This is a genomic window from Methanobrevibacter sp. (genome assembly GCF_045130115.1).
GTDB lineage: Archaea > Methanobacteriota > Methanobacteria > Methanobacteriales > Methanobacteriaceae > Methanocatella.
This window is the reverse complement of the sequence record NZ_JBGUPC010000054.1, coordinates 1-26855: the sequence shown is the minus strand read 5'-3', so window position 1 is coordinate 26855 and position 26855 is coordinate 1. Positions and strand designations below refer to the sequence as shown.

At 35.9% G+C, this 26855-nt stretch carries 14 protein-coding genes; 3 read left to right on the top strand and 11 right to left on the bottom strand.

Features of this window, described 5'->3' with window-relative positions; all coding sequences use genetic code 11:
• Positions 1-17: 17 nt before the first annotated feature.
• The 5 genes from ACJMML_RS09190 to ACJMML_RS09170 all read right to left on the bottom strand — a co-directional run bounded on the left by ACJMML_RS09190 (position 18) and on the right by ACJMML_RS09170 (position 6970).
• Entirely contained in the window at positions 18-2303 is a 2286-nt protein-coding gene (locus ACJMML_RS09190) for an AAA family ATPase (RefSeq protein WP_405307026.1), read from the bottom strand.
• 47 nt (positions 2304-2350) lie between these two features.
• Complete coding sequence (locus ACJMML_RS09185; protein ID WP_405307025.1) at positions 2351-4141, bottom strand: TIR domain-containing protein; 1791 nt, start codon at positions 4139-4141, stop codon at positions 2351-2353.
• Between the two features lie 640 nt (positions 4142-4781).
• Entirely contained in the window at positions 4782-5198 is a 417-nt protein-coding gene (locus tag ACJMML_RS09180; RefSeq protein WP_405307024.1) for an NUDIX domain-containing protein, read from the bottom strand.
• Positions 5199-5270: 72 nt separating this feature from the next.
• Positions 5271-6272: a GGGtGRT protein gene (locus ACJMML_RS09175; protein ID WP_292887913.1), complete on the bottom strand. Its 1002-nt coding sequence runs from the start codon at positions 6270-6272 to the stop codon at positions 5271-5273.
• Between the two features lie 5 nt (positions 6273-6277).
• Complete coding sequence (locus ACJMML_RS09170) at positions 6278-6970, bottom strand: iron-sulfur cluster assembly scaffold protein (protein WP_405307023.1); 693 nt, start codon at positions 6968-6970, stop codon at positions 6278-6280.
• Positions 6971-7227: 257 nt separating this feature from the next.
• Here ACJMML_RS09170 and ACJMML_RS09165 point away from each other — a divergent pair, with 257 nt between their 5' ends.
• Positions 7228-8007 (top strand): NAD(+)/NADH kinase, encoded by a 780-nt coding sequence (locus ACJMML_RS09165; protein ID WP_405307022.1) that lies wholly within the window; start codon positions 7228-7230, stop codon positions 8005-8007.
• Here ACJMML_RS09165 and ACJMML_RS09160 read toward each other — a convergent pair.
• The 3 genes from ACJMML_RS09160 to ACJMML_RS09150 form a co-directional block, all read right to left on the bottom strand.
• Entirely contained in the window at positions 8000-8239 is a 240-nt protein-coding gene (locus tag ACJMML_RS09160) for a 4Fe-4S binding protein (protein ID WP_405307021.1), read from the bottom strand. The genes ACJMML_RS09165 and ACJMML_RS09160 overlap by 8 nt on opposite strands.
• A 30-nt stretch (positions 8240-8269) precedes the next feature.
• Entirely contained in the window at positions 8270-9100 is an 831-nt protein-coding gene (locus tag ACJMML_RS09155; RefSeq protein WP_405307020.1) for an amino acid ABC transporter substrate-binding protein, read from the bottom strand.
• Positions 9101-9221: 121 nt separating this feature from the next.
• Positions 9222-9764, bottom strand: a complete 543-nt coding sequence (locus ACJMML_RS09150; RefSeq protein WP_405307019.1) for a flavodoxin family protein — start codon at positions 9762-9764, stop codon at positions 9222-9224.
• A 251-nt stretch (positions 9765-10015) separates the two neighbouring features.
• On the opposite strand from ACJMML_RS09150, the gene ACJMML_RS09145 reads away from it, so the two are divergent.
• Complete coding sequence (locus ACJMML_RS09145) at positions 10016-10726, top strand: RecB family exonuclease (protein ID WP_405307018.1); 711 nt, start codon at positions 10016-10018, stop codon at positions 10724-10726.
• 402 nt (positions 10727-11128) lie between these two features.
• Here ACJMML_RS09145 and ACJMML_RS09140 read toward each other — a convergent pair whose 3' ends face one another.
• From ACJMML_RS09140 to ACJMML_RS09130, 3 genes are all read right to left on the bottom strand, one after another.
• The gene (locus ACJMML_RS09140) at positions 11129-12865 is read right to left on the bottom strand and encodes a Na+/H+ antiporter NhaC family protein (protein ID WP_405307017.1); all 1737 of its coding nucleotides are present in this window, start codon (positions 12863-12865) and stop codon (positions 11129-11131) included.
• A 329-nt stretch (positions 12866-13194) separates the two neighbouring features.
• A complete protein-coding gene (locus ACJMML_RS09135; protein WP_405307016.1) occupies positions 13195-16650 on the bottom strand; it encodes a C1 family peptidase in 3456 nt (1151 codons plus the stop codon).
• Between the two features lie 48 nt (positions 16651-16698).
• The gene (locus tag ACJMML_RS09130) at positions 16699-25557 is read right to left on the bottom strand and encodes a right-handed parallel beta-helix repeat-containing protein (RefSeq protein ID WP_405307015.1); all 8859 of its coding nucleotides are present in this window, start codon (positions 25555-25557) and stop codon (positions 16699-16701) included.
• A 201-nt stretch (positions 25558-25758) separates the two neighbouring features.
• Between ACJMML_RS09130 and ACJMML_RS09125 the strand changes: the two genes are divergently transcribed.
• Positions 25759-26703: a ketopantoate reductase family protein gene (locus ACJMML_RS09125; protein WP_405307014.1), complete on the top strand. Its 945-nt coding sequence runs from the start codon at positions 25759-25761 to the stop codon at positions 26701-26703.
• The last annotated feature ends 152 nt before the right edge of the window (positions 26704-26855 follow it).

Here is a 26855-nt window from a genome sequence, read left to right as displayed (position 1 = left end):
GCAAACCCACATTTTAATTAACTAATAACCTTAAATTCCAATTTATTATTTTTTGAAGTGACTGAAATTGTATTGCCTGGGAAGACCTTCCTTTTAAGAATTAAATCTGCCACAGGGAATTCAACCATCTTTTCAATGAATCGGTTCAAATATTTCACACCATTATCCTTATCATATCCTTTTTTAGCCAAAACTTCAATCGTTTTACTATCAAATTCAAGCTTAATGTTTTTTTCGGATAAAATACGGTCTGAAAGAATATCCAAGTAATTCTTGACTAGAATTTCAAAATCATTTTGATCTAACTGTTTAAATACTATGAAATCATCTACAACATCCAATAAATCTGGCCTGAAGAACTTAGTCAACTCTTCAATTGAATCATTATGACTGTTATTGGAATCTACACCATAAATGACCTCATAATCTCCATTGGATTTATAAAATATATTTGAAGTAATTATGAAAATGCAATTATTGGCATTAATCAAGTTATTCTTAGAATCAACAATCTTTCCAGTGCTGAACAATTGCAATAAAACATCAACAATTTGAGGATGTGCATTTTCAATATTTTCAATTAATATTACAGAATAAGGATTATTTTTAATAGAATTTGTTAGAAATCCTCCCTCATCATTTCCTTTATAACCTGGAGGTGGTCCAATTAATTTAGAAACTGTGTAATGTTCACTATATTCAGACATATCCATTCTTATAAATGACCTTGTACCCTCAAATAAGAACTCAGACAAGACAGATGCGGCATAAGTTTTTCCAACCCCTCTAGGACCTAAAAATAGAAATACCGCCAAAGGCCTTTCAACATCCTGAATACCTAAAATTGCCTTTTTGATTCTGTTTGAAATATCCTTTATTGCATTATTCTGACCTATAATGCGGCTATTTAAAAAGTTTTCCATATTTTCAAGCTTATCAATAGCAAAACTATAGTCAATAACCGGAATTGATCTCCAATCTGAAATCACTGATTTTACATCATGTTCTGTAACATAGGTATCAACATCAAATCCCTCTACAAGATTAAGTTTAGGAATGACTTTACGGGAGCATGCCTCATCAATAACATCTAAAGCTTTATCTGGCAAATTCCTATCCGTAATATACCTGACAGACAAGTCCACTGCAGCATTAATGGCTTCATCAGAAATCTTGACATTATGGAACTTTTCATATTTTCCCTTTAAATTCTGAAGGATATTTACAACATCCTTAGGAGAAGGCTCATATATTCTGATTGGCTGGAATCTTCTTTCAAATGCCGGTTCCTTCTCGAAATATAATGCATATTCTTCTAATGTTGTTGCACCTATAATTGATAAATCTCCATTTGTCAATGCTGATTTAATCATGTTTGATGCATCCAAACTTCCTGAACTGCCTGTACCTATAATCGTATGAGCTTCATCAATGAATAGAATTAAATTCGGGTCTTTTTTTGCTTCATTTATAAGTGCATTAATCTTCTCTTCAAAATCTCCTCGATATTTAGTGCCTGCAACCAAAGAACCCATATTGATTTCAACAATGCTTTTGCTGTTAAGATTTTCACCAAGAGACCTATTTGAAATTTCGATTGCCAATTTTCTAACCAATGTAGACTTACCAACACCAGCTTCCCCAATAATCAGTGCATTATTCTTTTCACATTTGTTTAATGTCCTGGCGAGCTGCAATAACTCATTTTCCATTCCAATAACTGGGTCCAATTTACCTTCCTTTGCTAAATCAGTTAAATTAGTGCCATACTTGCCCAGAATGGTGTCATATGAAGGAGCAACTTCCAATTTTTTGTCTTCAATCACTTCAATAATCTGGTCGGCAGTAATTTCAAAAAGATCCAATGTTTCCTTAACACAATCAATATTTTCTTCCAAAATAACTTTCAATAAATGAATTGGACGAAACTCAAAAAGGCCATTACCAATTGCAAGTTTTTCCGCCTTTTTAAATAAATCTTTAGAATATTCACTTCTATGAACTACATTACCATAATCCTCAAAATCACCTTTTTTTATGTTTAACCTTAGCAATCTTCTAAAAGAAGTTAATGAAATATCAAATTTTAAAAAAATATCTTCAATTTCCTTTTTATCATTTTTTATGGATTGGTATGAATTTGACTCAACACTCACCTGATTAATTTTTATCAAATCCAAAATTTTATCAAGACTACAAATTCCAATCATCAAATGTTCAGGTTCAATGAATTCCGTTTTAGACATTAACGCTTCTGCCAGACTAACTTCCCAAATTAAATATACTGAATTAGAAAAATTCATAATTTTAACCCCTCAAAAAAATTTACATGACATCTTTTTATGTATACTTAATAAAAATCAAATTTCCCCTTGTTTAATACTATATCAGATATAACACCCTCTTGAGAACTTCCATTGACTTCCAATCCTCTGGACACCTTTAACAAACAATTTTTTTGGTTGTAAATTGCATTATTCAACAACGTATCCTTAATTTTCATATCTCCCTGAGATATGTTTAAAATTGACAAATAATAATTTTTCATTTCAGCATCATCATCATCAGCCTGATTTAGAATACCTTCAGGACCATTACTTATTATATTGCCCATTATATCGGCGGAATTGTTTCCTATGATACACTCAACCAGTTTGCATTTGCTTAAATTGCAAACTGCGCCACCCAATTTATTTGCATGATTATTTCCAAAAACGCAATTATTTAATTCAATTGAGCCCTCATCACTTTGAAAACTAGATGAATCATGAGAATAAATATTCAATTTATTCAATGACATATTTAATACTGAACCTCCAAAATCTGAAGTATTTTTCCTAAAAGTTGCACCAGAAATGTTTGCAATTCCATAGTTTAAAATTGCTCCTCCAGCAATTCCAGAGACATTATTCTTGAATGTAACTTCCTCAATTTTTAAATCAGCATAGTTATATATTCCTCCCGCAAATGATAGCCCTGTGTTTTCTCTTACTTTGCAATAGGACATGCTTAAAATGGAATCATAATAATTGTAAAGTGCACCACCATTAACTGACTCATTTTGTTTAAATACAGTTTTAATTATATCCAATGAATTAAAATTAGCTATAGCTCCTCCAGATATTTTAGAATCATTATTTTCAAATTTACATGATTGTAAATTAGACCTACCCTTGTTAAATAATGCTCCACCATCACTATCAGAATAATTTTCCAAAAACTTGCAGCTAACCAGATTTAAAGAGGCATTGCGGTCAACGTAAATTGCCCCTCCTCCATCCTCATGTTTTTCACCTGATTTGTTATTGGCAAATCCACCTTTGAATGTGATGTTTGAAATGGTAATGTTTTTTCCTGTGATATAGAAAATACGAGAAAATTTCCTTGCATCAACAATATGATTATTCCCATTGATTTTCATATCATCCACATCAATAAGAATACCCTTTTCAAATTCATTTTGTTCTGAATCATCCAACAAAATATCAAAATCCAAGTCTATATTAACTTGACCTCCATGGATTAAGTCATCAAGATATCTGAAGCCATATTCCTCTTTCTGATTGTAGGAATCTTCAATATTTTCTTCAACTTCACTTTTCTGCTCATCTTCCTTGTTGACTTCATCATCCAAAATAGCCTCGCCATCATTTTCCAGAAATTGCTTGGCTTTTGAGACATACCTTTCAAAAGATCTCTTCCAGTTACTATCATATTGGTCGGGAGACATTTCAAATTTAAAAATACCCTGATATAAAATCAAATCATATTTCAAATCCAAATCAAGTTCCACAAATTCAATATAGATTGGAATGATAGGGATTCCTGCATCTTTTGCGATTGCAATTTCAGTTTTGACATTGTCTGAAGCCATAGAGTTAGCTGAAATAAAAACAACAAACAAACTTGAACCTATAAGATTTTTTCCGATATATTGCTTCCATTTGGTACCTCCAAAAATCCCTTCATCATACCAAATATTGTAACCTTCCTCATGAAAACGTAATAATTCCGGAAATACCTCATCCGCATCTTTATGAGAATAACTAACAAAAATATATTCATCGTCTTCTTTTTCAGTATCAAAAGCTTTAAAAGTCCTTTTTGAGATATAAGATTGATCATTATTGTTATGACTCATTTAAATCCTCCATATGTTGGAGAATAATAGTACTAATCAATTACATAATATTCAATCAAAATAACCTGAAATTTTAATTGAATAAGTAATTGAATAACTATGCCCCTATTCTTATTTTACTTATAATCAAATAGCATCTAAGAAACCAATTAATATTTAAATAACTTTCAAAATTATTTTAAAATTATTAAATAATATTTAATATTAATTGAAACTTATTAAACCATTACATACAATACTTAATAAATGATTAAACGCTGTTAAATTTTTATTTTGATGAAATCAAAATTATAGTAATATCTTTATAATAAAATATATTTAAATATTTATATAAATAATTTTATTTATAAATTAATAATAATTGAAATTTAATATAATTAGGAAAAAGAGATAAAAATGTAAACTTTTTTTTATAAATTTCAATTGTTTGTTTTATTCATGTTCCCCGGAATTTTTTTTAGGAACATATTCTGTTTCATACTGCAAATAGTCATTAAACTGTTTTGAACATAGTTTTTGGATTTTTTGCGCCAATGGTATTTTCATTTTGTTGAATTGTAATTTTAAAAGGATTTCATAACAGCATCATTGGCTTTTTAAGCAATATTCTTTTAGGGGGGAGTTTTTAGATTCAAAAAACTCATTTTTTAAATGCATTTACTGCAGGTGGAGTCAATAAACCATTTTCAATCATTTCATTCACTTCATCCATGCCAAACCATCCGTATTCATCATGCTCCTCGCTAATTGCAACATCATCACTCTCACAGGTCCCCTTCATGATAAGCTGAATTGATTTGACTTTCTCAGATGTTTTGCATGCGGTATAGTCATTTCTGACAACATTATACAATGATACAATATCTATTTCAAGACCGGTTTCCTCAAGGTATTCCCTTTTTAGGGCCTCATCGAAAAATTCGCATTTCTTGACCTTGCCTCCTGGAATTTCCCATTTTCCTGCATCATGTGCTGATTTGGATCTTATCTTTAAAAGCAGAACTTTACCGTCATACTCGCATATTCCTCTTACTGTCAATCCCCACATAGTACTCATAGTATCACCTGAATCTTAGTAATCATTGCCTAAAAATCAATTAAAAAAAAATAGTTAAAGGGAATTGAATCCCTATTCTTTCATAGCCTTTTCAACCGCAACGGCCACTGCCACTGAAGCACCGACCATAGGGTTGTTTCCCATTCCTATCAGTCCCATCATTTCCACATGAGCTGGAACGGATGAGGAACCGGCAAACTGGGCGTCTGAGTGCATTCTTCCTAAAGTGTCTGTCATACCGTAGGATGCAGGTCCTGCCGCCATGTTGTCAGGGTGCAATGTCCTTCCTGTTCCTCCACCTGAAGCAACTGAGAAGTACTTTTTGCCCTGTAAAATGCATTCTTTCTTATATGTTCCTGCTACAGGATGCTGGAAACGGGTAGGGTTTGTTGAATTTCCTGTAATTGATACGTCAACACCTTCAAGATGCATGATTGCAACACCTTCACGCACGTCATCAGCACCGTAACATCTGACCTTTGCCCTTTCACCGTCTGAATATGCCTTTTCCTTAACTACCTTAACTTCTCCTGTAAAGTAGTCAAATTCGGTTTCCACATGAGTGAATCCGTTGATTCTTGAAATGATTAATGCAGCATCCTTTCCTAGTCCGTTTAAAATTACCCTCAAAGGTTTCTGGCGCACTTCATTTGCTGAGTTGGCAATACCTATTGCACCTTCAGCTGCCGCAAAACTTTCATGACCTGCAAGAAATGCAAAGCATTCGCTTTCATCGCTTAAAAGCATTGAAGCCAAATTACCATGACCTAAACCAACTTGCCTGTCATCAGCCACACTTCCAGGAATACAGAAAGCCTGCAGCCCTTCACCAATTGCCTTTGCAGCATCTGATGCCTTTGTGCATCCTTGCTTAACGGCTATTGCAGCACCCAAGGTGTATGCCCAGCAGGCGTTTTCAAAACAGATTGGTTGAACGCCCTTAACTATTTCATATGGGTCAAAACCTTTGTCAAGACATATTTGTTTTGCTTCTTCAAGGTCTTTGATATCATATTTTTCCAAAACAGGAATGATCTGATCGATTCTTCTTTCGTAACTTTCAAATAAACTCATTGCAATCACTCCTTCCTCGGATCTATTTTTTTGGCGGCATCATCAAATCTTCCGTATTGGCCGGTTGCATTTTCGATGGCTTCCAGTGGGTCCACGCCATCCTTGATTTGATCAAGCATTACGCCAAGGTTAATGTATTTGTAACCTATGATTTCATCATCTTCATCAAGCCCTATTTCTGTAATGTATCCTTCAGTAAGCTCAAGGTATCTTGGACCTTTAGCTTTTGTTGAATGAATTGTTCCGACTTGGCTTCTGTGACCTTTTCCCAAATCCTCAAGGCCAGCACCAATCTGAAGACCCCCTTCTGAAAATGCAGACTGGGTTCTTCCATAAACAATTTGTAAGAATAATTCGCGCATTGCAGTGTTTATCGCATCACAGACCAAATCTGTGTTTAACGCTTCAAGGATTGTCTTTCCAACAAGTATTTCGCCAGCCATTGCAGCTGAATGAGTCATTCCTGAGCATCCTAAGGTTTCCACCAATGCTTCTTCAATGATTCCTTCTTTAACGTTTAATGTCAACTTGCAGCATCCTTGTTGAGGCGCACACCATCCGATTCCATGAGTAAAACCGGAAATATCACTTACTTGCTTTGCTTTAACCCATTTACCCTCTTCAGGTATTGGAGCAGGGTCATGATTTGCGCCTTTTTTTACCTGACACATATTTTCAATTTCTGTTGAATATATCATCTTCTTTCTCCAAAACTTTTTTGTTAATTTAATATATTTGTTTTTTCATTAATAGTATTTTTGCAAAAAATCTCAGATTAATATCCGACGGTATAGATTACGTCAAATGCAATTGCAATACTCACCACCAAGTAAGCTTATCTTGAAATTATAATTAATTTAATTGCAAGCAAAACAATTACAACAAATATTATTGAAGCAATCTTGAATAATTTTAGTGGAAAATATTAATTAGTTTTTGTTACAAAATTATAATCATGAAAATATTCATTAATGCGGACGACTTCACGGAAAACGCCTTAAAAACAAAAGATGATTTGATTAATTGCTGCAAAAAATTAGATATTGAAATTGCAGGCGACATTTCACAAGCAGATATTCTTTTTTCAATTGGAGGGGACGGAACATTCCTGAATACCGCAAAACTGACCGATAAGCCAATCATCGGAATAAATACCGGAACATTGGGATATCTTACTGAAGTCAATCCAGATGAGTTAGAAAATGCATTGAAAAATATAGTGAATGGCAATTATACCATCGAAAACAGAATGATGGTTGAAGGAAAAATCCTCAAATCCTCCGGCGATACTATAAGCATTCCAGAATCCTTGAATGAAATTGCCATTTCCAAAAATGTCAATGGAGTGGTGAGATTTGATGCAATAGTCAATGACAAACCAATCACTTCATATATAGCCGACGGCATATTGGTATGCACCCCAACAGGCTCAACAGCATATAACCTCTCATGCGGAGGACCCCTTGTTGATCCAACGGCTGAAATATTGATTATGACGCCAATAGCACCACATACAGTTCTCAACAAAAGCATAGTCCTTTCAAAAAAATCAAATATTAAAATAAAAATAACAGAACTGAGGGACAACACATCCGCTTACGTTTTAAATGACGGCATTCCTAACAAACTGGAAAGCGGAGATATCGTTGAGATAAAAAAATCAGAAAAAATTAAAAAAATAATAAAATTGGAAGACCGAAGCTTCATCGACACAATCCGTGAAAACATCAATTAACCGAAATGCAGTCATTCGGACAGATTGCCATGCATACCTTACATCTTTTGCATACCTGAGCATCACGAACTGTTGATACATTATCCACAATGACCAGAACATTATTTGGACATGCGATTGAGCATTTCTCACATCCTCCACAGTCATCTGTGTTGATTTCAATGTGTGAATCCTCGCAGACTTCCACCTTTTTTTCTTTCTTTTTTCTTTTAAACAAAGAACCTAAACCCATAAACAATCCCCATTACTAACTAAAAAAGGATTATGGATGAAGTAACTGTTCATGAATTCCATAATTAGTATAGTTTTGAGCAATCCTGTCGACTGTTCCATCCTTGAACATTTCATCCAATGTTTTTTGAACCTTGTCTCTTAACTCATCATTTCCCTTTTTGAATGCAACACCATATTTTTCATGTGCTACATGTTCATCAAGTATCTTGAAACCATGATCATTGAATCTTTCAGTTATCCGATAATTCGCAGACGGATAATCCATAACAACCGCATCACATACTCCTGAGCCCAGGTCCATTAATGCAGTGTCATAATCTCCAACCTGATTAATTTTTGCAATTGAATCATTTAATGTCTTATTATTCTGGATTGCATTATATGCGCTACTTTCACTTTGAACCTCTACAACCTTGCCCTTCAAGTCGTTGGATGAATCAATTCCTGAATTGGATTTTACGACAATGACCTGGGAATTGTTGAAGTAAGGATTTGACCATGTATAGTGGTCCTCTCTTCCATCGATTGTAAATTCACTCCAGATGCAGTCAATCTCATTTGCATTGAGTTCAACCTCTTTGCTTTCCCAATCGATAATTGGCTGAGCCTTGAATGTCCAGTTGTTTCTTTTTGCGACTTCCTTTGCAAGGTCTAAATCAAAACCTATATATTTTCCATTGGCATCTTTATATCCGAATGGAGGGAACTCGGCAAATCCTACAACAAATGTAGTTTCATTATTTGAGCTTTCGGAGCTGCCATCATCTAAAAATCCGAAAAAACCTTCGGCGCTTACGGCACTCATCATTAAAAATGCGGCCAGCACCAATGTGAAAACTAAAATTATTTTTTTATTCATATTTACCCCTTTAGCAATAATAAGTTAAAAATATTCAAATTTCTATATAAAATTAAGTATGTATTTTAGTTTATATAAATTTTGAGTAAAAAAAAAAGAAAAAAATAATTGTTGAATAGGTTTAGAATTTCAAACCTAATTCATAAGCTTCTTTTAATTTGTCTTCCTGCTCTTCAGCAACAATGCCTGCTGGACCTGCGCTTCCTGCATCCACATGGCCTATTACGTCATAGCCCATAAATGTGAATGGGGAGAATTTGGTAAGTTCAATGTATTGTTCATATGTTCCTTCAGGCTGGTTTTCAGTAAATATCAATGCAGCTTTTCCGGATAAACTTTTATCAGGGTTTTGGCCGATTGCATAGAATCTGTCAATGATTAATTTACCTTGTGCGGACATTTGACCGTAATAGATTGGTGTTGAAAAGATTACCCCATCGGCAGCCACTAAATCATCAATGATTTTGTTTCCGTCGTCTGCCCTTACACATTCAGGGTTTTCAGCACAGTACATGCATGCTTTACATGGTGCGATGTCACATTTTTCAAGGTAGTATTTGACCACTTCACCGCCATTTTCTTCAATTCCTTTTATCATTTCGTCCATCAATACGTCACAATTTCCGCCTACACGAGGACTTGCTTGAAGTGCTATAATTTTCATTTTTAACAATCTCCTAATATGATAATTAAAGATATATAGTTTAAATATTAAATAATTTATTGTCAAGGTGGGCAAATGGTTAATATATCTGTCATTATTCCTGTTACAACAATGAAAATACTTAAAATAATGTTTAGACAGTGCTTACAGGCAAAACATGGAGTCATATTGAAAGAAACTAAAAATTAGGAATAAAAATGATTAAATCAAATCCACCAAACGATTTAAATTAATCCAACTTAGTGCTTACAATGAAATTATCAAAATCAAAAATTAATACTTACTTGAAATGTCCTTTAGAGTTCAAATTTCAGTATATCGACGAAATTGAAGTTGAACCCAATAAATATATGGTTTTGGGAACTGATGTCCATTCCGTGGCCGAAACTTTTGCCGACAAGTTCGGAGATGAGCTTGATAATGTGAATATCAAAAATGAGCTTATCAAAATCGCCAATGATTTGGAAATGGGACCAGATATTAGTGATCATGTTGATAATTTGGAATTATTCTTTAAGGAAGTCTTCGTTGACAATGACTATAAACTGTTCACCCAGGAGGAATACCTCCATGATGAAAACCATCGCTTTTCCGGTATATGCGACATCATTCTTGAAGATGAAAACGGAGATTTGGTTGTCATTGACTATAAGACCAGTGATTCAGGCAAATTTTCAAAATATCGTCTGGAACTGTGCTATTATAAGCTGCTGGTTGAAAATGTATATGACCGGAACGTTTCAAGCGTGGGAATATTCTTTACAAAGAACGGACGATTGAGACTGCTTGACGTTTGTGAAGAGGATAACAAGCGCAAGTACCTGAACTCATCTGAAATTAATGATGCCATTGATACATTCTATAAGGTCAGATATCAGGTAAATAAGGGAAATTTCTATCCTAAAAGACAGTTTTTATGCAGGTTCTGTACTTACAAACATATCTGCGATGAATATTATTAATTGCTTATTCTACATTTAATGAAAAATAGAGGGATGGACAAACAGGGATATATTTTCATATACCACTATCTGTCCACATATTCATTTGTAACCGAATCGCTGTTAGTGTGTTTTTTGTCTATTCCTGATTCAGTTACTCAAACAGCCAAAAAAACAATATCCCGTATAATTTATAGAATTCGCAAACCTAAAGAATTGCCTTTTATGGATAATATGAATATTTTAATTACACAGAATATTTAATGCCATTTATTTTCTTCATTGGAATTTGAATTGTCAGATAGGCACCAACACTAAAAAAAATTGACAGTTATATTTTGGCCATGATAATAATTGAGTTTTAATGATATAAATATTTTTAGGTATGCCTAAATTTTGATATAATTAAAAAAAATAATGAAGTTAAGAGGATGTTTCCTCAACTTCTTCAAAATCTACCTTTTCACCAATCAGTTTAAGACCAACGTATAATACAACAATACCTATAGGCAGGGAGATATAGAATGGAACTCCGAATCCCGCTGGGATATAACCAATAAAGATAGTGATTAAACCTACAAATATTGAATAGTACATCTGGGTAGTTACGTGGTCAATGTGGTTACAGCTTGTTCCCATGGATGACAGGATAGTTGTATCTGAAATCGGGGAACAGTGGTCTCCGAAAATTGCTCCGGTCAATACACCACTTGTTGCAACGATTGTGAAGGACATGTCTCCTGAACTTATTGCCCATGCAAGTGGAATCGCAAGAGGCATTAAGATACTCATTGTACCATAGGATGTACCTGTCGCAAAGGATATAACCGCTCCTAAAATGAAAATCAAAGCCGGTACGATGAAAGCTGGTATCGAGCTGCCCAAGACACCTACAAGATAGTCCGCAGTTCCGACTTCACCTATTACACTACCGAGTGACCATGCAAGAAGCAGGATAACACCGGTAATTGTGATAGTCTTCATACCTCCAATCCATTCAGAGATTGCATCCTCGATTGTGAGTATTCTCTTACTGACAGCCATGACCATGGCTACAATTGAAGCCAAAAGGGCTGCTTGGAAAAGAGCTACGGAAGCATCTGCTTGGGAGAATGCAGTATATATACCATTGAATGTAAATGGAGTTGATTTCATGATAGCAATAAGAGCCTGATCTTCTCCACCCAAAATGGTAGTGTATCCGCTCCAATAGAATGCAATAAGAGTACCGACGATTAAGGTACCTATAGGAATGATTGCATTCCAAACAGATAATTTTATGCCTTCAACAGGTTGAACTTCTTCAAATCCAGGAGCTTCAAGTACAACAATCTCTTCATCGTCTTTTCTAGCACGTGCTTCCTGTTCTGCCTTTTTCATTGGACCGAATTCATATAATGTCAATGCAGAAATTACGATGAAAATCAAGATGAATATGTTATAGAACCTGTACGGAATAGTCTGTAAAAATATTCCAAAACCAGTAACGTTAGTTACTCCAACAGATTTGAAACCGGCAGCGATTAAACTGATTTCCAATCCAATCCATGTGGAGATAATAGCAATACCAGCTACAGGTGCTGCTGTTGCGTCAACTACAAATGCTAATTTTTGTCTAGATACATGGAGTTTGTCCATAACAGGTCTCATAATAGGACCAACAATCAAGGAGTTTGCATAATCATCAAAGAATACGCATAATCCTAATAACCATGTGAATAATTGAGCTTTTCTAGGAGTGTCTGCCCTTTCTGCAAATGCATCAGCAAGAGCCTTTGCTCCTCCCATCTTTGTCACCAATTGGATGATACCACCAATAAGCAAACATTGAAGGATGATTCCTGCATTCCAAGGATCAGACATACAAGCGATAATCTGTGTACCTAAGTTCAGGAATGCATTTACCAGTGATGAAACAAAGTTCACGTCATTTACACTCAACATGAATTCCCCAACAAAAACACCTACAAACAAGGATAAAATAGTCTCCTTGGTTATAAATGCAAGTGCAATAGCGACAAGAGGTGGTAATAATGTCAGTATGCCGAATCTCACTGAATTATCTGCACCAGCAGGTGTTGAAGAAATCCATAATGAAAGAACGAAAAGAGCAATAACTGAAATAGCTGTAATTAGACCTAATTTCGTTTTGTCATTCATTTATTATCACACCATTTTCCTATACATTTATTAAAATTATCATAAGATATTTTAAATATGGCTAATTCAAGATTAACCCCTTATGTACAATTATATTTTAGTAATACTAATATAAAAGGCTTTTTATAAGTTTTTATAATCTTAAAACATTTAAATAAGAATATGCAATCTTAAAGAAATGTGCAGAATATCACCTAATAATTTAATATAATATATAAATTCTGTAAAAAAAATTGATTTATGGTAAAAAAGATGACAGATAATTTATAATTATATTTTAAAAAAAATTAGAAGAGATTTTTAACATAGTTATCAATCTCTCCCTTTCACTATCTCTTAACGGCAATTTTATTTTTTATTTTGATGCCTTTAAAGCTGGTCAGTATTGTATACTTGCCCACCTTCAACTTTTTGATTTTGATTGTTGCAATTCCTTTCTTATTGGTTTTTGCGGCGTATTTTTTGTTTTTGATTTTAAAGGTAATCTTTTTGCCTTTCAAAGCCTTTCCATTGGAGTTGACAAGTTTTGCAGTGAATTTTAAAACCTTGCCCTTTTTAATTGACTTGTTCTTGGCAGTAAGTGTAGGCTTGATTTTAATCTTATTGGAAATCTTGAATCCCTTATAATCAACAGTTACTGAGTAGGTTTTAGCAACCAATTTATTCAATTTGACACTGGCAAAACCGTTTTTATCGCTTTTGGCAGTGTATGACTTTCCACCTATCAGGATTTTGATTGATTCACCTTTGAGAATATTCCCGTTGTCATCATGGATCCTGACTTTAAAGACCTTATTTGACCCATAGTACATTACAACATCCTGATTTTCACTCAAGCGAGGGGAAATCTGAATGACCTGGGTGATATTATCGTTGTTAGATGGATTTATAAGAGCAAAATCATATTTTCCAATGTCCAATCTTAAATTGAATGTTATTACTCCATTGGCATTGCTGGTGAGATTATACAGCTTATTGTTTAGGTTCAAAATCATTGTCTTTCCAGAAATTGGATTGCCGAACTGGTTGGATAATCTAATCCTATAATTTGAATTGTAGGTATAAACATTATCCTTGGCCAAATCCACATTTAACATGATTTCCAATGAGCAACTGCCCCTGGAGGAACTGTAATTCTCTCCAGTGTATATTACGTCAATGTCATAGATTCCATCTACCAGACTAATCGGAACTTGAACCTTACCGTTATTCAGATTGAAGGTTTGGACATTTCCGCTTAAATTAACTCTGACCTCACCTGCCTTAACGGGATTGTTGAACTGGTCTGCAACGCTTATCTCAATGCTGCCGTTGGCAACGCTTATTGCGGTTGTGGTATTGTAATCCGCCAGCACTGTAAACGCCTTGATGCATGCCACTTGGGACTTGTAGGTATGCAGGGCATATGTTTTTGACAGATAGAACAAGTCCTGCCAGTTTACTCCATCGTAACTTACATAAGATATTTCAGGATAGTAAATGGCCTTGTTGAGTGAGGCGATTTCTGAAATCGGTACGCTGGATAACCTATCGCTGGTGGTGTTGAACACTATCTCAAAGACATCACCGGCATACAACGGAACGATATCATCCAGATGGAATGTGTAATATCCTGCCTGTGAACTTCCGCTTTTAGTTGTCTTCAAAACGTTGTTGACATAAACGGACACAGTCCAGTTGGTTAACTTCTCAAAGTATGTTGAGACTCCTGAGAGGATTTCGTTGCCCTCTGCGGTGAACTTGTTCTTGTACCACACCGCAGTCCTGTCGTCATGCAGATAATCGGTTTTTCCTGCAATGTCATACTGATAGTTCTTGTCATATTTCCTGGTTTCATTCAAAACGAAGGTGTAGGCTATTCCCTCCACACCAGGCTTTGCAAAGGATTCATCATAATATGACACGTAGAAGTATCCATTGTCTCCCCAATTAGGACCCCAGCTGTTCTTTACAATCCATGCCCCATCACCGTCGGCATAGCTTCCGAAATAGAAGTTGTCCCTTGAATAGTTATCATCCCATCCGACGATTGTCACAGCATGGTTTGATGGGTATAATGCCCATGTGAAATAGTCCTTTCCGTTGTTCAGGTAGTAATTGTCAAAGTAAATGGATGTTCCGACAGCCCCATATTTCAATATTGCAGTCTTTATTGCATCATTGTCTGTGTAATTGTCCCTTTTTAAGAGCAATATATTCTGGATGTGCAAAATGCTGTTTAAGACAGGGGACAGAACAGATTTGTCATCAAACACATCAGAGGATTCGTTAACAGGACCCAGCCAGCTTGCAAAATATCCGAACGGCATGGAATCGTATCCTCCTTCATTGGTGTCCATCTTCCACCCATAATCGGAATAGAGTGCAATGAGGTTTTTCATGTTTTCCTCTGAAAGGTCAAATTCGATTCCTGTAGCTTTTTTAAGGCATGACTCCAGAACTGCCATTGCTGTGAATGCCCAACAGTTACCGCTTGACTGCTGGTCTTTCACCATGGTTGTCAATCCGTTCTCAACCAGGCTGTAACGGCTTGGAATATCGGTTATCTCCTCATTGGAGATCAAGTAATTGCTATAGTTTCCGTTTCCGATATTTGCATTTAGGTCTGAAGTGTCGAAGTAATCCTTATTTATCTGCGCATTATTGTTTTTATAAGTGTTTCCTGTTAGGGATACACGTAAATTATTCAGAAGTGAAAATATTGCACCTGCCTGAACATTTGCCCTGTTGGCTTCAAAGATGTTTGATATCAAAAGCAGATCTGATGAATTGTCGATATATAGAGCTCCACCGTTTCTGGCTGAATTGTTATTGTAATATCCGTTTGTTGAAGAGAACTTGCCGTACATGTGATAAATTGCACCGCCATCCCATTTTGCGGAACTGTTGAGGACAGTGACATGATTCAACCTCACATCACCATTGAGAGCTGTAATCGCCCCACCAAATGTTGCGGAACAGTTAATGAAATCGCAGTAACTGATTGTGATTGGAGATGACTTGACATATATTGCACCTCCAGCATCATCAATGGAATAATCCCTGATGAATTTTGATTTTGAAACTGTCACGTTTAAAGTGTTTTCACATGCTATGGCTCCGCCAAAGTTATATGCACAGTTGTTGATGAATTGGGAATCAGATATGCTCAGGTGACCTGCGCCCATGTAAATCGCTCCGCCATAAAAGGCATATCCCTCATTGAATGTGCAGTTTGATATGGTCACTTTGGAATTGGCATTGGCGTTGGGAGTGTAGATTGCTCCACCATAATTGTTTCCATAACTGTCCGCCTTACTGCCATATCCATAATTAAAAATTGTATTTGTTGCATTAACGCTTCCGTGATTTGTTATTGACATGTCCGTTAATGTAACGTTTGTTAAAGATAAGAATGAATTTACAGTGAATCCTACTCCATCATATTTAATTATGGTTTTTGTCGGAGTGGATCCGATGATATTTACCCTTTCAATTGATTTTGAATCGTCCAAAACGTATTCACCGTCAGTCAGGTGAATGTTGCAGTTTCCCTTAATCCTCTCTGCAGTCAGATATTTGTAGGGATTTTGAGAGGTTCCATCACCATTGTCGTCTTCCAGTGATGAATTAAAATAATAGTCATTATTTGCAGCCAAAGTGTCTTCATCAACCGTTGAAATTGCTGTTTGAGCATCATCACTTTCAATCAAGTCACCGGTTTGGTTATCCATCGCATGACATGAAGGGATAATGAATATCAAAATCAGAAGCGCAATCAACAAAAATCTATGATGTCTAATCAATTTCATTCCTCCGAAAAAATAAAAAAAGAAAATAGAGATTTGAAATCCCTATTTTTTAACTTTTAATGTTTTTTTCACAGTATCCTTACCATAGGTAACTTGATATTTATATTTTTTACCTGCTTTGAGTTTTTTAAGTAAGTTCTTTTTGACTTTAAATGTAGCAACACCTTTCTTGTTGGTTTTTGCTTTGTATTTTTTGCCTTTAATTTTAAGAACTACTTTTTTACCTTTAATAGGTTTTTTAGCAGATGTTTTTAAAGTTACTTTAATCTTAAGCCTTTTGGCTGATTTTTTGACTTTCAAGTTTTTAGCCTTGATAACATTTTTGACAGTTACCTTATACTTTTGTGAAACCTTGTTGTAGGTTACGGTTACGGTATAAGCTTTAGGTTTAACAGCTAAAGTGAATTTAGCATAACCGTTCTTATCTGTTTTTGCCTTCAAGGTTTTTCCGGCTATCTTGAGAGTTACAACTTTACCAGCACCTACGGATTTTCCGTCCTGAGTTACACGTACTTTGTATGTGAATCCATAGTCAACCTTAGCATTGTTTTTGCCAGTGATCTTAACAACAGGAGTTGTTGGAGTTATTGGAGTATCCTTGTCCTTAGCTGCAGTGTTTCCTGATGCGACAACAGTGGAATTCACGCTTGAAATACTGTCTTCAGCAGTTGTTCCATTTGCGGTCAATCCATTCTTTTTGATTGTTGCATTTGTGTTAATTGCAGCTATGGTGGATTTTCCAGTGGTTACAACATTGTTGTTTGTGATTTCGGCTTGGCCTTCACTGACAATGATTCCGGTAGTGTTTTCATTGACACCACTTTGAGGAGCTACAATGTCTCCGACATCCCTTCCATTTGCGGTAATATCATTTCCATCAATTACCGCATCGGTTCGATGGGTTACGACACCATAAACATGATTTCCTACAGCCTCAATAGTGTTTCCGGAAATCAGCACTTTGTCCTCTTCTACGTATACTCCATAAACTGTATCTGATTCGCCTTTGATATTGTTGTTGGTGAGATTTACTTCACCGCCCATATACCAATCGTCGAGGTATACAGGATAGACAACATCATTTGATTTGGCTGAAATGTTGTTGTTGTCTACGGAAGCTGTTGATTTGCCGCCCACTTGTAAACCAGCAGCATAATGGTCATCGGAATTGGATTTGATGCCATTGCCTGAAATTGTAATGTTTTCACAATTATTGGTAACCAATCCGTATGCGTACTGATGGCCGTTCAATTCAATGCCGTTGTTGGTGACTCTTGAATTGTTGCTGTTTTCGAAGTTAACAGCATAGATTGTGTCTGCGTATCCTACTACATTGTTATAACTGACTGTAATTTCGTTTTTGTCGAATGACACATTGTTACTTTTTTCAATGTGCACTCCTTGAGAGTTATAGCCCACAATTGGATATGCGGAATAGTCAATGTCAACGGATGAAACGTTTGCGTTCAATACATTGTTTTCAACAACCAGGTTATCAGAATCAAGTGCGTTGATTGCAATTGTCTTGACTGTGCCGTCTGATTTGGCGGTGTAGTTGATGTTGTTGTTGATGATTTTCACATTCTCAGCAACATCCACTTCAATAGCATAGCTTTGTACATTGTCCGGAGCGTTGTATGTGATGTTGCTGTTTGAAACAACCACATTGTTTCCGCCCACATAGATGGCTGCACCGTCAGTTTTATCAAAGTTTTTAGTTAACTCGATAGATACTCCATTTAACACGACATTATCTGAATCGAGTTTGAAAGCAGTGTCTTTAAATTGAGCGTTTCTTCCAGTAAGCTTAATAGGTTTGCCTATGGTAATTACACCCATGTTTTCAAATGTGCCCTCGAAGTACAGTTCGTCGAACGGCAGATCTGATTTCAAGTTACCGTTTTCATCAAAGAACAATGAGAATGTTTCAGGAGTCACAACATTGTTAACGCCATTTACATTTAAAGTCGCTGTATCCTCTGCATAACTGAATTCACCGGTAGCATCACTGTAGTTGGCTTTAATGTCGTATGTTCCAATGCCATTAGCGATGATTATGTCCTGAGATGCCACTCCTGCAGTTACAGGAATTGTTGCAACTAGACTACCGTCAATGTAGAATTCAACACTACCTCCGTTTACATCAGCACCATCAGTTGTTTTAACTATAATGTTAACGTTAACGGTTTCTCCTTGGAAAGCGGTAATGTTTTCAAGAGTTAAAACAGTTCCAGATGTGATTACGAATAGTGTTTCACTCTGATTGTCAACGGTTGCTGAAATGATTTTCAAATTGGCAGGTACGAGGTAATCGTAGCTGAATTCACCGTTTTCAAGTACCCCATCGACAATTCCTGAGGTTGTCCTGATGCTTACAGGCCTTTCAACTTTGATTGGGTTGGCTAATGTGCCATTCTCAGCGCCGTTGGTCCATGAATTGATGCTTACGGTTAATTTAACAGTATTGCCTTGTACAATTGGTGTGTCATTTGCAATGGTTAAAATAGCCCATCTGTTTAATGTTGGTTTGTAATTGCTGTTTCCACCGACCATATTAGCGGGATTATCATTTGAACCCCACCAGTTATCATTAAGAGTTATGGAAGGACTGACTTGTTCTGTTTTATATCCGTAAACGGCTAATCCGTTTGCATCTTTATTATTAAGCAATACGGAGTTTGCTATGTTTATTGTAGTGGATCTTGCATATACTGCTCCACCGTTTGTTCCGGCAGTGTTATCCTCAAATAAGGTATTTGAAATTGTTAAAGTACCTTGTCTTTCATAGTTTGAAGTGCCGGTCATGTAAATAGCTCCACCACCAGTGCTTTCCTGTCCGTTAGCATGGTTTGCAATGAATTCAGAGTCTTTTATAGTTAAAGTTGCGGTTGAATGAGAAATGAATATTGCACCACCGCTGGATGTAGATTCAGCCTTATTGTTTCTGAATGATGTGTTTGTAACACTGAGTGCTGCTATTTGTTGAGTGAATATGGCTCCTCCACCGAAATTGTCACTGCCTGTTGCTGTGTTGTTTTCAATCAATGAATTTTCAATTACAATGCTTACTCCTTTGGCAAGAGCGTCATTGGCAAAGATTGCTCCACCCTCTTTAGCAGTGTTGTTAGCAATTGTGGAATTGATAATGGTCAAGTGACCGACATTGTAAATTGCTCCACCGTTGTTTTCACCTGCTGAGGAATTAGCTAATGTACAGTTAATGATTGTCAAGTAGTTGGAGTTTCCAAGTAAAGCTCCACTTCCTTCAATTCCATATCCGTTAACCATAATCAAGTTTTTAAGGACAACTTTAGCATCTTCACCTACGTAAAGGATTCTATTATTGTTGTCAGCGTCAATTATGACTTTGCCTTCCCCTGTAATGTTCAAATCATTGGAAAGAGTTCCTAAATAACCGGTTTTATATGTTCCTTCTAAAAGGACGATTTGACCATTTTCGGCAATTTCAACAGCATGTGCAAGGGTAGCTACCGGAGTTTCCCTTTCACCGTTGTTTGTGTCATCACCGGTTGGTGATACATAGATCACTTCAGGTGCAACTTCGAATGGGAAAGTTACCTCAGCATTTGCCACTTTGACTGTGATTCCGCTGTCTTTCTTATCAAGAGTGTATTGTACGCTAGCTTGAGCATTTTTGACAGGAACAACTTCATTCAAGTTGCCGGTGGTTGATGTAAATGTCACATCAAATCCGTCAGGAATGCTTCCGGCATAATCTGCAATTTCACCGCTTGTTGAATTGGTCTTGTCGAATGTGGCTGTAATTGTGAGTACGCCTTGGTCATCTTTAGTGTATGACGCATTCATTATAATCCATCTTGCAACGTTAGCGTTTGTGTTGGCTTTGGAGTTGTCTCCCCAGAAGTTATCGTTAGCTGTTACGGTTGCTCCACCATTGTTTAATGCGAAGTTTGCATCACCGTCTTTAGCTAGGATTACACAATTGGATATGTCTAAGGTTCCTGCTCCAACATTTATTCCCGCATCTCCATAGTTAGGATTGGTACCGCTGTTATCTATGAAAATTGAATTGGCGACAGTGATTTTAGGAGTTCCTGATGTACCAGTGTAGATTGCTCCTCCACTTCCTCCAACATTATTTGCACTTGCATTAGCTAAATTGTTGATGAAATTGGAATCTTTAATATCAACAATCATAGGGCCGGAAGTAAATATTGCTCCACCTGAACCAACATTTGCAACATTATCATTAAAAGTACAATTAGTTACTTCTAAACTGCCTGTTGTTGCAGAAGTGGAACGTGAAGCATAGATTCCAGCACCATTTTTCACTTTATTGTTTCTAAATACTGTATTTTCAATAATTGCATCCGCTGAGTTTAAGTTAATAATACCATAACTGTTAGTTATTGAAGTACAATCGTTGTCATAGAATTCGGAATTGTTAATGATCAATTTAGTTCCAGTTTGTGAAGCAACAACACCTCTTGCTCCCTTATTTTGATAGAACTTGGAATTGTTAATAACCATTGTACCTTTAAGGTTGTTAACAGGACCGGCTGAACTTGAACCGGTGGTTACACAGGAATAGAATGTACAACCATTAATTGTTGTATTACCATTATCCTTAATGACAGAGCCAGTGGATGATTTAGCATTGGTAAATACAATGTTTGTCAGGTTAAGGTTTGCACTGTTTTCCATAATTCCTAACTGATTACCGTTGATGGTTACAGTTCCCATACCAGTGATATCCAAATCCTTGTCGATTATTAAAGTTTCAGTTATTGTATAATCGCCATTTAAGATAACGATTTTGCCCCTTTCGACAATTTCAATAGCGTGTTTAAGGGTTGCTACCGGAGCGTCCCTAGAACCGTCGTTATTGTCATCACCTGTCATGGACACATAAATTACTTCAAGAACAACAGGAACTTTAACGCTGATAGGAGTGATATTTACTGCATTTGAAGAAGCAATGGTTACGTTATCTTCTCCGCCTTCAACAGCAGTGTAGACGAATTTTGCAACATTGTTTTCAGTGGTTGCTTGCTGTGCATCCATTTCTCCATAAAGTGCGCTAGCGCTTACATCAATCTCAGGAATGCTTTGAGCCAATTCCTGGCCGCTGTTGGTATGAGTGAAGTCAACTGTGAACTCAACTTTATCTCCAACATTAATTTGATCAGTGTAATTGTTGGAAACTGTCATAACCACCCAGTTGGAAGTGTCAATTACGCAATTTTGATCAACCCAATCATCATCTTCATAGGTTCCAACTCCCACTAAGTTTTGAGGGTCATCATTGGTTCCCCACCAGTTGAATTGAGCATCAGCATCATTGTCTTCGCCATTGTGGTAAATTACTTTGTTTGCACCGTCTGATATTAATACACAGTAGTTGATTTTAAGCTTTTTACCGTTGTAAATTGCATCTCCACGTTTTCCATTTCCTGCAGCGTTATTGATAAAGACGGATTTTGTGATTGTTGCGTCACCCCATCTTCCAATGTTTATTGCTCCACCATCACCACATGCAGTGTTGTTGATGAATATGGAATCTGTGACTTCTAATTTGTTATTTACGCTTATTGCTCCACCGCTAGCGGAAGTACCTTGCATTTGATTGTTAATGAATTCTGAAGAAGTTACATAGATATTCTTATCAGAATTGGCTGATACAATGACACCCTGTCTTGTAGTGGAATTATAAAACTTAGAGTTTTCGATGTATAAATTACCTCTTCCGGAAGAAATGTAAACGATTCCATAATCTGAATTTGATGCAATGACTGTGTTGTTGTTGAATACAGTATTGTTAATGATCAAATCATAATTTCCGGATGTTGTTATAACGTTTCCACCGTTGTGGTTTTTAATTTCAGAATCTTTAATGGTCATTTTGCCAGTATTGTAAATAAGGCTGCCTGTTTCAGGAGCGCTGCTAATAGTAAGATTTTCTAAAATCAATTCTTTAGCTATGCTGTATACTGCCGCACCATAATTGTGTTTTACATTGATAATGGTTAAGTTGGCAATATGGATCTTATCAACACTGTCACCATAAGCCATATAGAACAATCTTCCTTGACCTTCACCATCTAAAATAACGTTGCCCACACCAGTTACGGTTAAATTGCCTGTTACATGGTAATCTGTTCCAGCATAAGTTCCTTCATTTATGATGACCTGACCTGATCCTCCGCTTACTAAAGCAAGCTCAACCGCTTTTGCGATGGATGCGACAGGATAAGCTTCAGAACCGTTGTTGTTGTCATCACCGTCTTTTGAAACATAGATAATTCCAAAGTATGGTTCAACTCCTTTGGCAAAAGTGATTGATTCAATATAGTCTCCAGTTTGTGCTGAAATGACTGCATCCACATCAGCAACAGTGTAAATTACTTTTTTAGATGTTCCTTTACTTACATCAACACTTGCTGGTTCAATACTGCCGCTGTCTGAAGTGAATGTGACTGTGAATGTTTTTGGAATTGCTCCGCCAGTCAATTCTTCGATTTCACCGGAAGTAGTATTTACATGATTAAAGTCAACGGTTAATTCTACACTATCTCCGACAAGAACTTCAGACACATTAGCTTCAAGATTCATGATTACCCAATTGTCAATGGTAATATTATCTCCTTGAACTGTTGTTCTTGGGTCTTTTACGCCCCACCAATTATTGTTAGCTATTACCTCTTCAGGTTTGTCATTGTCATAGTTGGCAGTGACGGTATTATGAATGTTCAATACGTTTACAATGGATGAGTATGAAATATCCATTTTTGAGTTTTCCAAATAGATTGCTGCAGCGCCTTCCTGAGTTGCAGTATTGTTTTCAATTATACAATTGGTAATTGTTAATTGAGATGGTTTTAAAACAGTAGGGTTGCTGCTTATTTTTCCTGCATAGACTGCAATTGCTGATGCGTCTTTCAATGCAGAGTTGTCATATATCTTACAGCTGTCGATTGTAGCAGTGACGTTTGTCAAATAGATTGCGCCCGGAGATTGAGAAGCGGTATTGTTGTATACTTCACAATCGCTCATTGTTAAATATGAAGCTTGCAAGTATAATGCTGCTCCGTTATTTCCACTATTGTTCGCAAAAATGGATTTGGAAATTTCTACAGTAAGTCCACCTTCAAATGAGGATTGATAAGCACATACTGCACCCCAGGTAACTTCCATGTTTGTGAAATTACAATTTGTAATAACCAATTTACCTTTTGTACAGTAAGCGTAGATACCTCCGCCACGAGTTGCAGTCATGTTATCAAAACTGCAGTTTTCAACAATCACATTAATATCCAATAGATTACTTTGTGAAGAACCTTGAATGTTTAAAGCTCCACCATATCTGGCATTGACATTAGTGAACTTGATGTTTTTGATTGTAACATCGTTTGTTGTGGTTATTGAGAAAACAGAAGCTTTTGCTAAACCTGTACCATCAATTACCACATTTCCTTCACCAATGATTGTTATTGAATCATCAATGATTATACCGCTTTGGGAATAGGTACCTTCCTTGATAATGATGTTTCCTGAACCTGCTTTTGCAAGCTCGATAGCTTTAGTAATGTTAAATACAGGACTGTCAATAGAACCATCATTTGCATCGTTACCGTCTGGTGAAACGTAGATTGCATTGGTAATGATTGGTTCGTCCCCACCATCATTCAAAGTAGGTATTTCTTTAGCCAATTCGGAACCATCATTTAATTTGAATACTCCATTTTCTTCTATTACCCAGTTGTTTACTGCAGGTGTGGCAGGCTGGTCGTTACTTCCCCAGTAGTTATAATCTGCATCCAAGGTACCATAATTAGTTTTAAAACCTCCTTCATAAGAAGCATCAAAGGTATTGTTATAAATATTATTATAATTCATTGTTGAGGATGCACTGCTACTCATATAAACAACATTTTTAGCAAGTGTATTATCTGCAATAATACATTGCTCCATATTCATTCGTCCAGAGCTTCCAATATAAAATAAAGATTCGCCAACATATCCGGCAGAGCTTAAAGTTATAGTATTGTTGATAAATTTAGATTTTTTAATATCTACAATACCTGTACTACGAATAATACTATTTGCAGGCCCATTATAGTTTTGAATTGTAATATTTTCTGCATTTAACCTAGAACCTGCATTACTCATAAATATTACTCCTCCCATTTGTCCTGAAGAAAGAGTGAATTGTGGTGCATCAAAAATTGTATTTTTAATATTAATAGTTCCTGCAGCACTAGTATAAATCGCTCCAGCCCCATTTGATGTACCAGATTTCATATTAATAAATTTACAGCCTTCAAAATTAGTTGTTCCTGTAGTTGCAAATTGTAACCCATATTTGTTTAAAAGATTATCAAATGTACAGTCAGTAAAGTTAATATCCATTGGAACAGTACCATAGAACCTTATAATTCCAGAACCTCCAGTTGTAGTTGAATCTTTAAATATAATATTCTTAAATAATAAAGATACATCTTGAGTATTGGATTCTAATAAACTAATTGAACCAGATTCTGCTAATTTTACTGAAACACCATCTTTACTTTCACCAACAAGATTTAAAGATTTAGTTAATTTTATAGTACTGCTTTCAACATATTCCCCATTCTTAATAAAAATTGTTTCCCCACCAGTGGCAGCGCCAACAGCGGCGGAAATTGTCGTATAGTCTCCACCACCATTACAGTCAACAGTAATGGTGTCTCCTTGAGCACTTAACTCATCTTCACTATCTGAGATACTCAATTCTTCATTGATGTCTTCATCAATTACTCCTCCAGTATCCGTTGCAGTCAAGTTGTCGTTAAGTGGTTCGGTTGCACTTGCAGTACTGACAACGCACATCATTATCAGTACCAAAAGCGCGCAAATAAAAATCTTTTTATTCATTTTCATTCAACACACCTATAACATTATTCATAAAGTCAATTTTGATAAAAATAATTTCAACTTTACATTAATATATATTGAAAAATATAGTATATAAATTTTAAAATATATTTGAATTAAATTAAAATATATTTAAATTTAATTTGAATTTTTTCTAAATTAAAGATGAATAATAATATATAAAACAAAAAATCCAAAATTAAATACATGAAGATTTTAGTTATAGGTGCTGGCGGTGTCGGGATTGGACTTGCAACTTCAGTTGCATCACAGGGCGCAGATGTCTCAATCTATGCGCGTGGCGAAACAGCAAAAGCAATAAAGGAAAATGGAATCAAACGGACAGGACTCTTCACACACTATGAGGTTAAGGACATTCCGGTATATGAAAAATATGAAGACATCCCAAAAAACAGTTTCGACTACATTTTCATAGCCTCAAAAACAACCGCAAATGAGGACATTGCAAAGAATCTGAATGACCACCGGGACATCCTTAAGGACAGCACCAAAATAATCATCTTCCAGAACGGATTCGGTAATGACGAGCCTTACCTTGAATATTTCACAAAAAAGCAGGTCTTCTGTGCACGAGTAATCACTGGTTTTACAAGACCCAAAAGACATGTCAGTGAAGTTACAGTATACACCGAACCCATTCTGCTTGGATCCCTTCAAAAAGAAGATCCTAAAGATTTGCAGGAAATAGCCGACTTGATAACAGAATCCGGAATAAACTGTGAAATTACCGATGAAGTCGACAAATACCTGTGGGCAAAAATGCTTTACAACTGCACATTAAATCCTTTGGGCGCAATACTGGACGTCACCTACGGCCAGCTGACCGAAAACCCCTACACACTGGAAATAATGAACAGCATCATAGATGAGATTTTTGAGGTCATCAATGCATCCCCATATGAGACCCTATGGCAAAGTCCGGAGGAATACAAGGACCTGTTCTACTCAAAGCTGGTTCCGGACACCTATAACCACTACTCATCAACACACCAGGACATTAAAAGGAAGATACCTACAGAGATTGACACACTGAACGGAAAAGTCATTCAACTAGGTGAGGCCAATAACATCAACGTAAACACAAATAAACTTATATATAATCTCATAAAAGCTATTGAGATTACCTTTTAGAAACTAAAAGTTTATATATGTGGAAAAGCAAAATAGTATTGTTCATATTGTTATGTACTATTTTTTTATAATATGAACAATGGTGATGGTTGAAATGAGCATTCGTTTGTATTCCTTTAGTGGTGTTTAGGAAGAGAATGTTCATTTGTTTT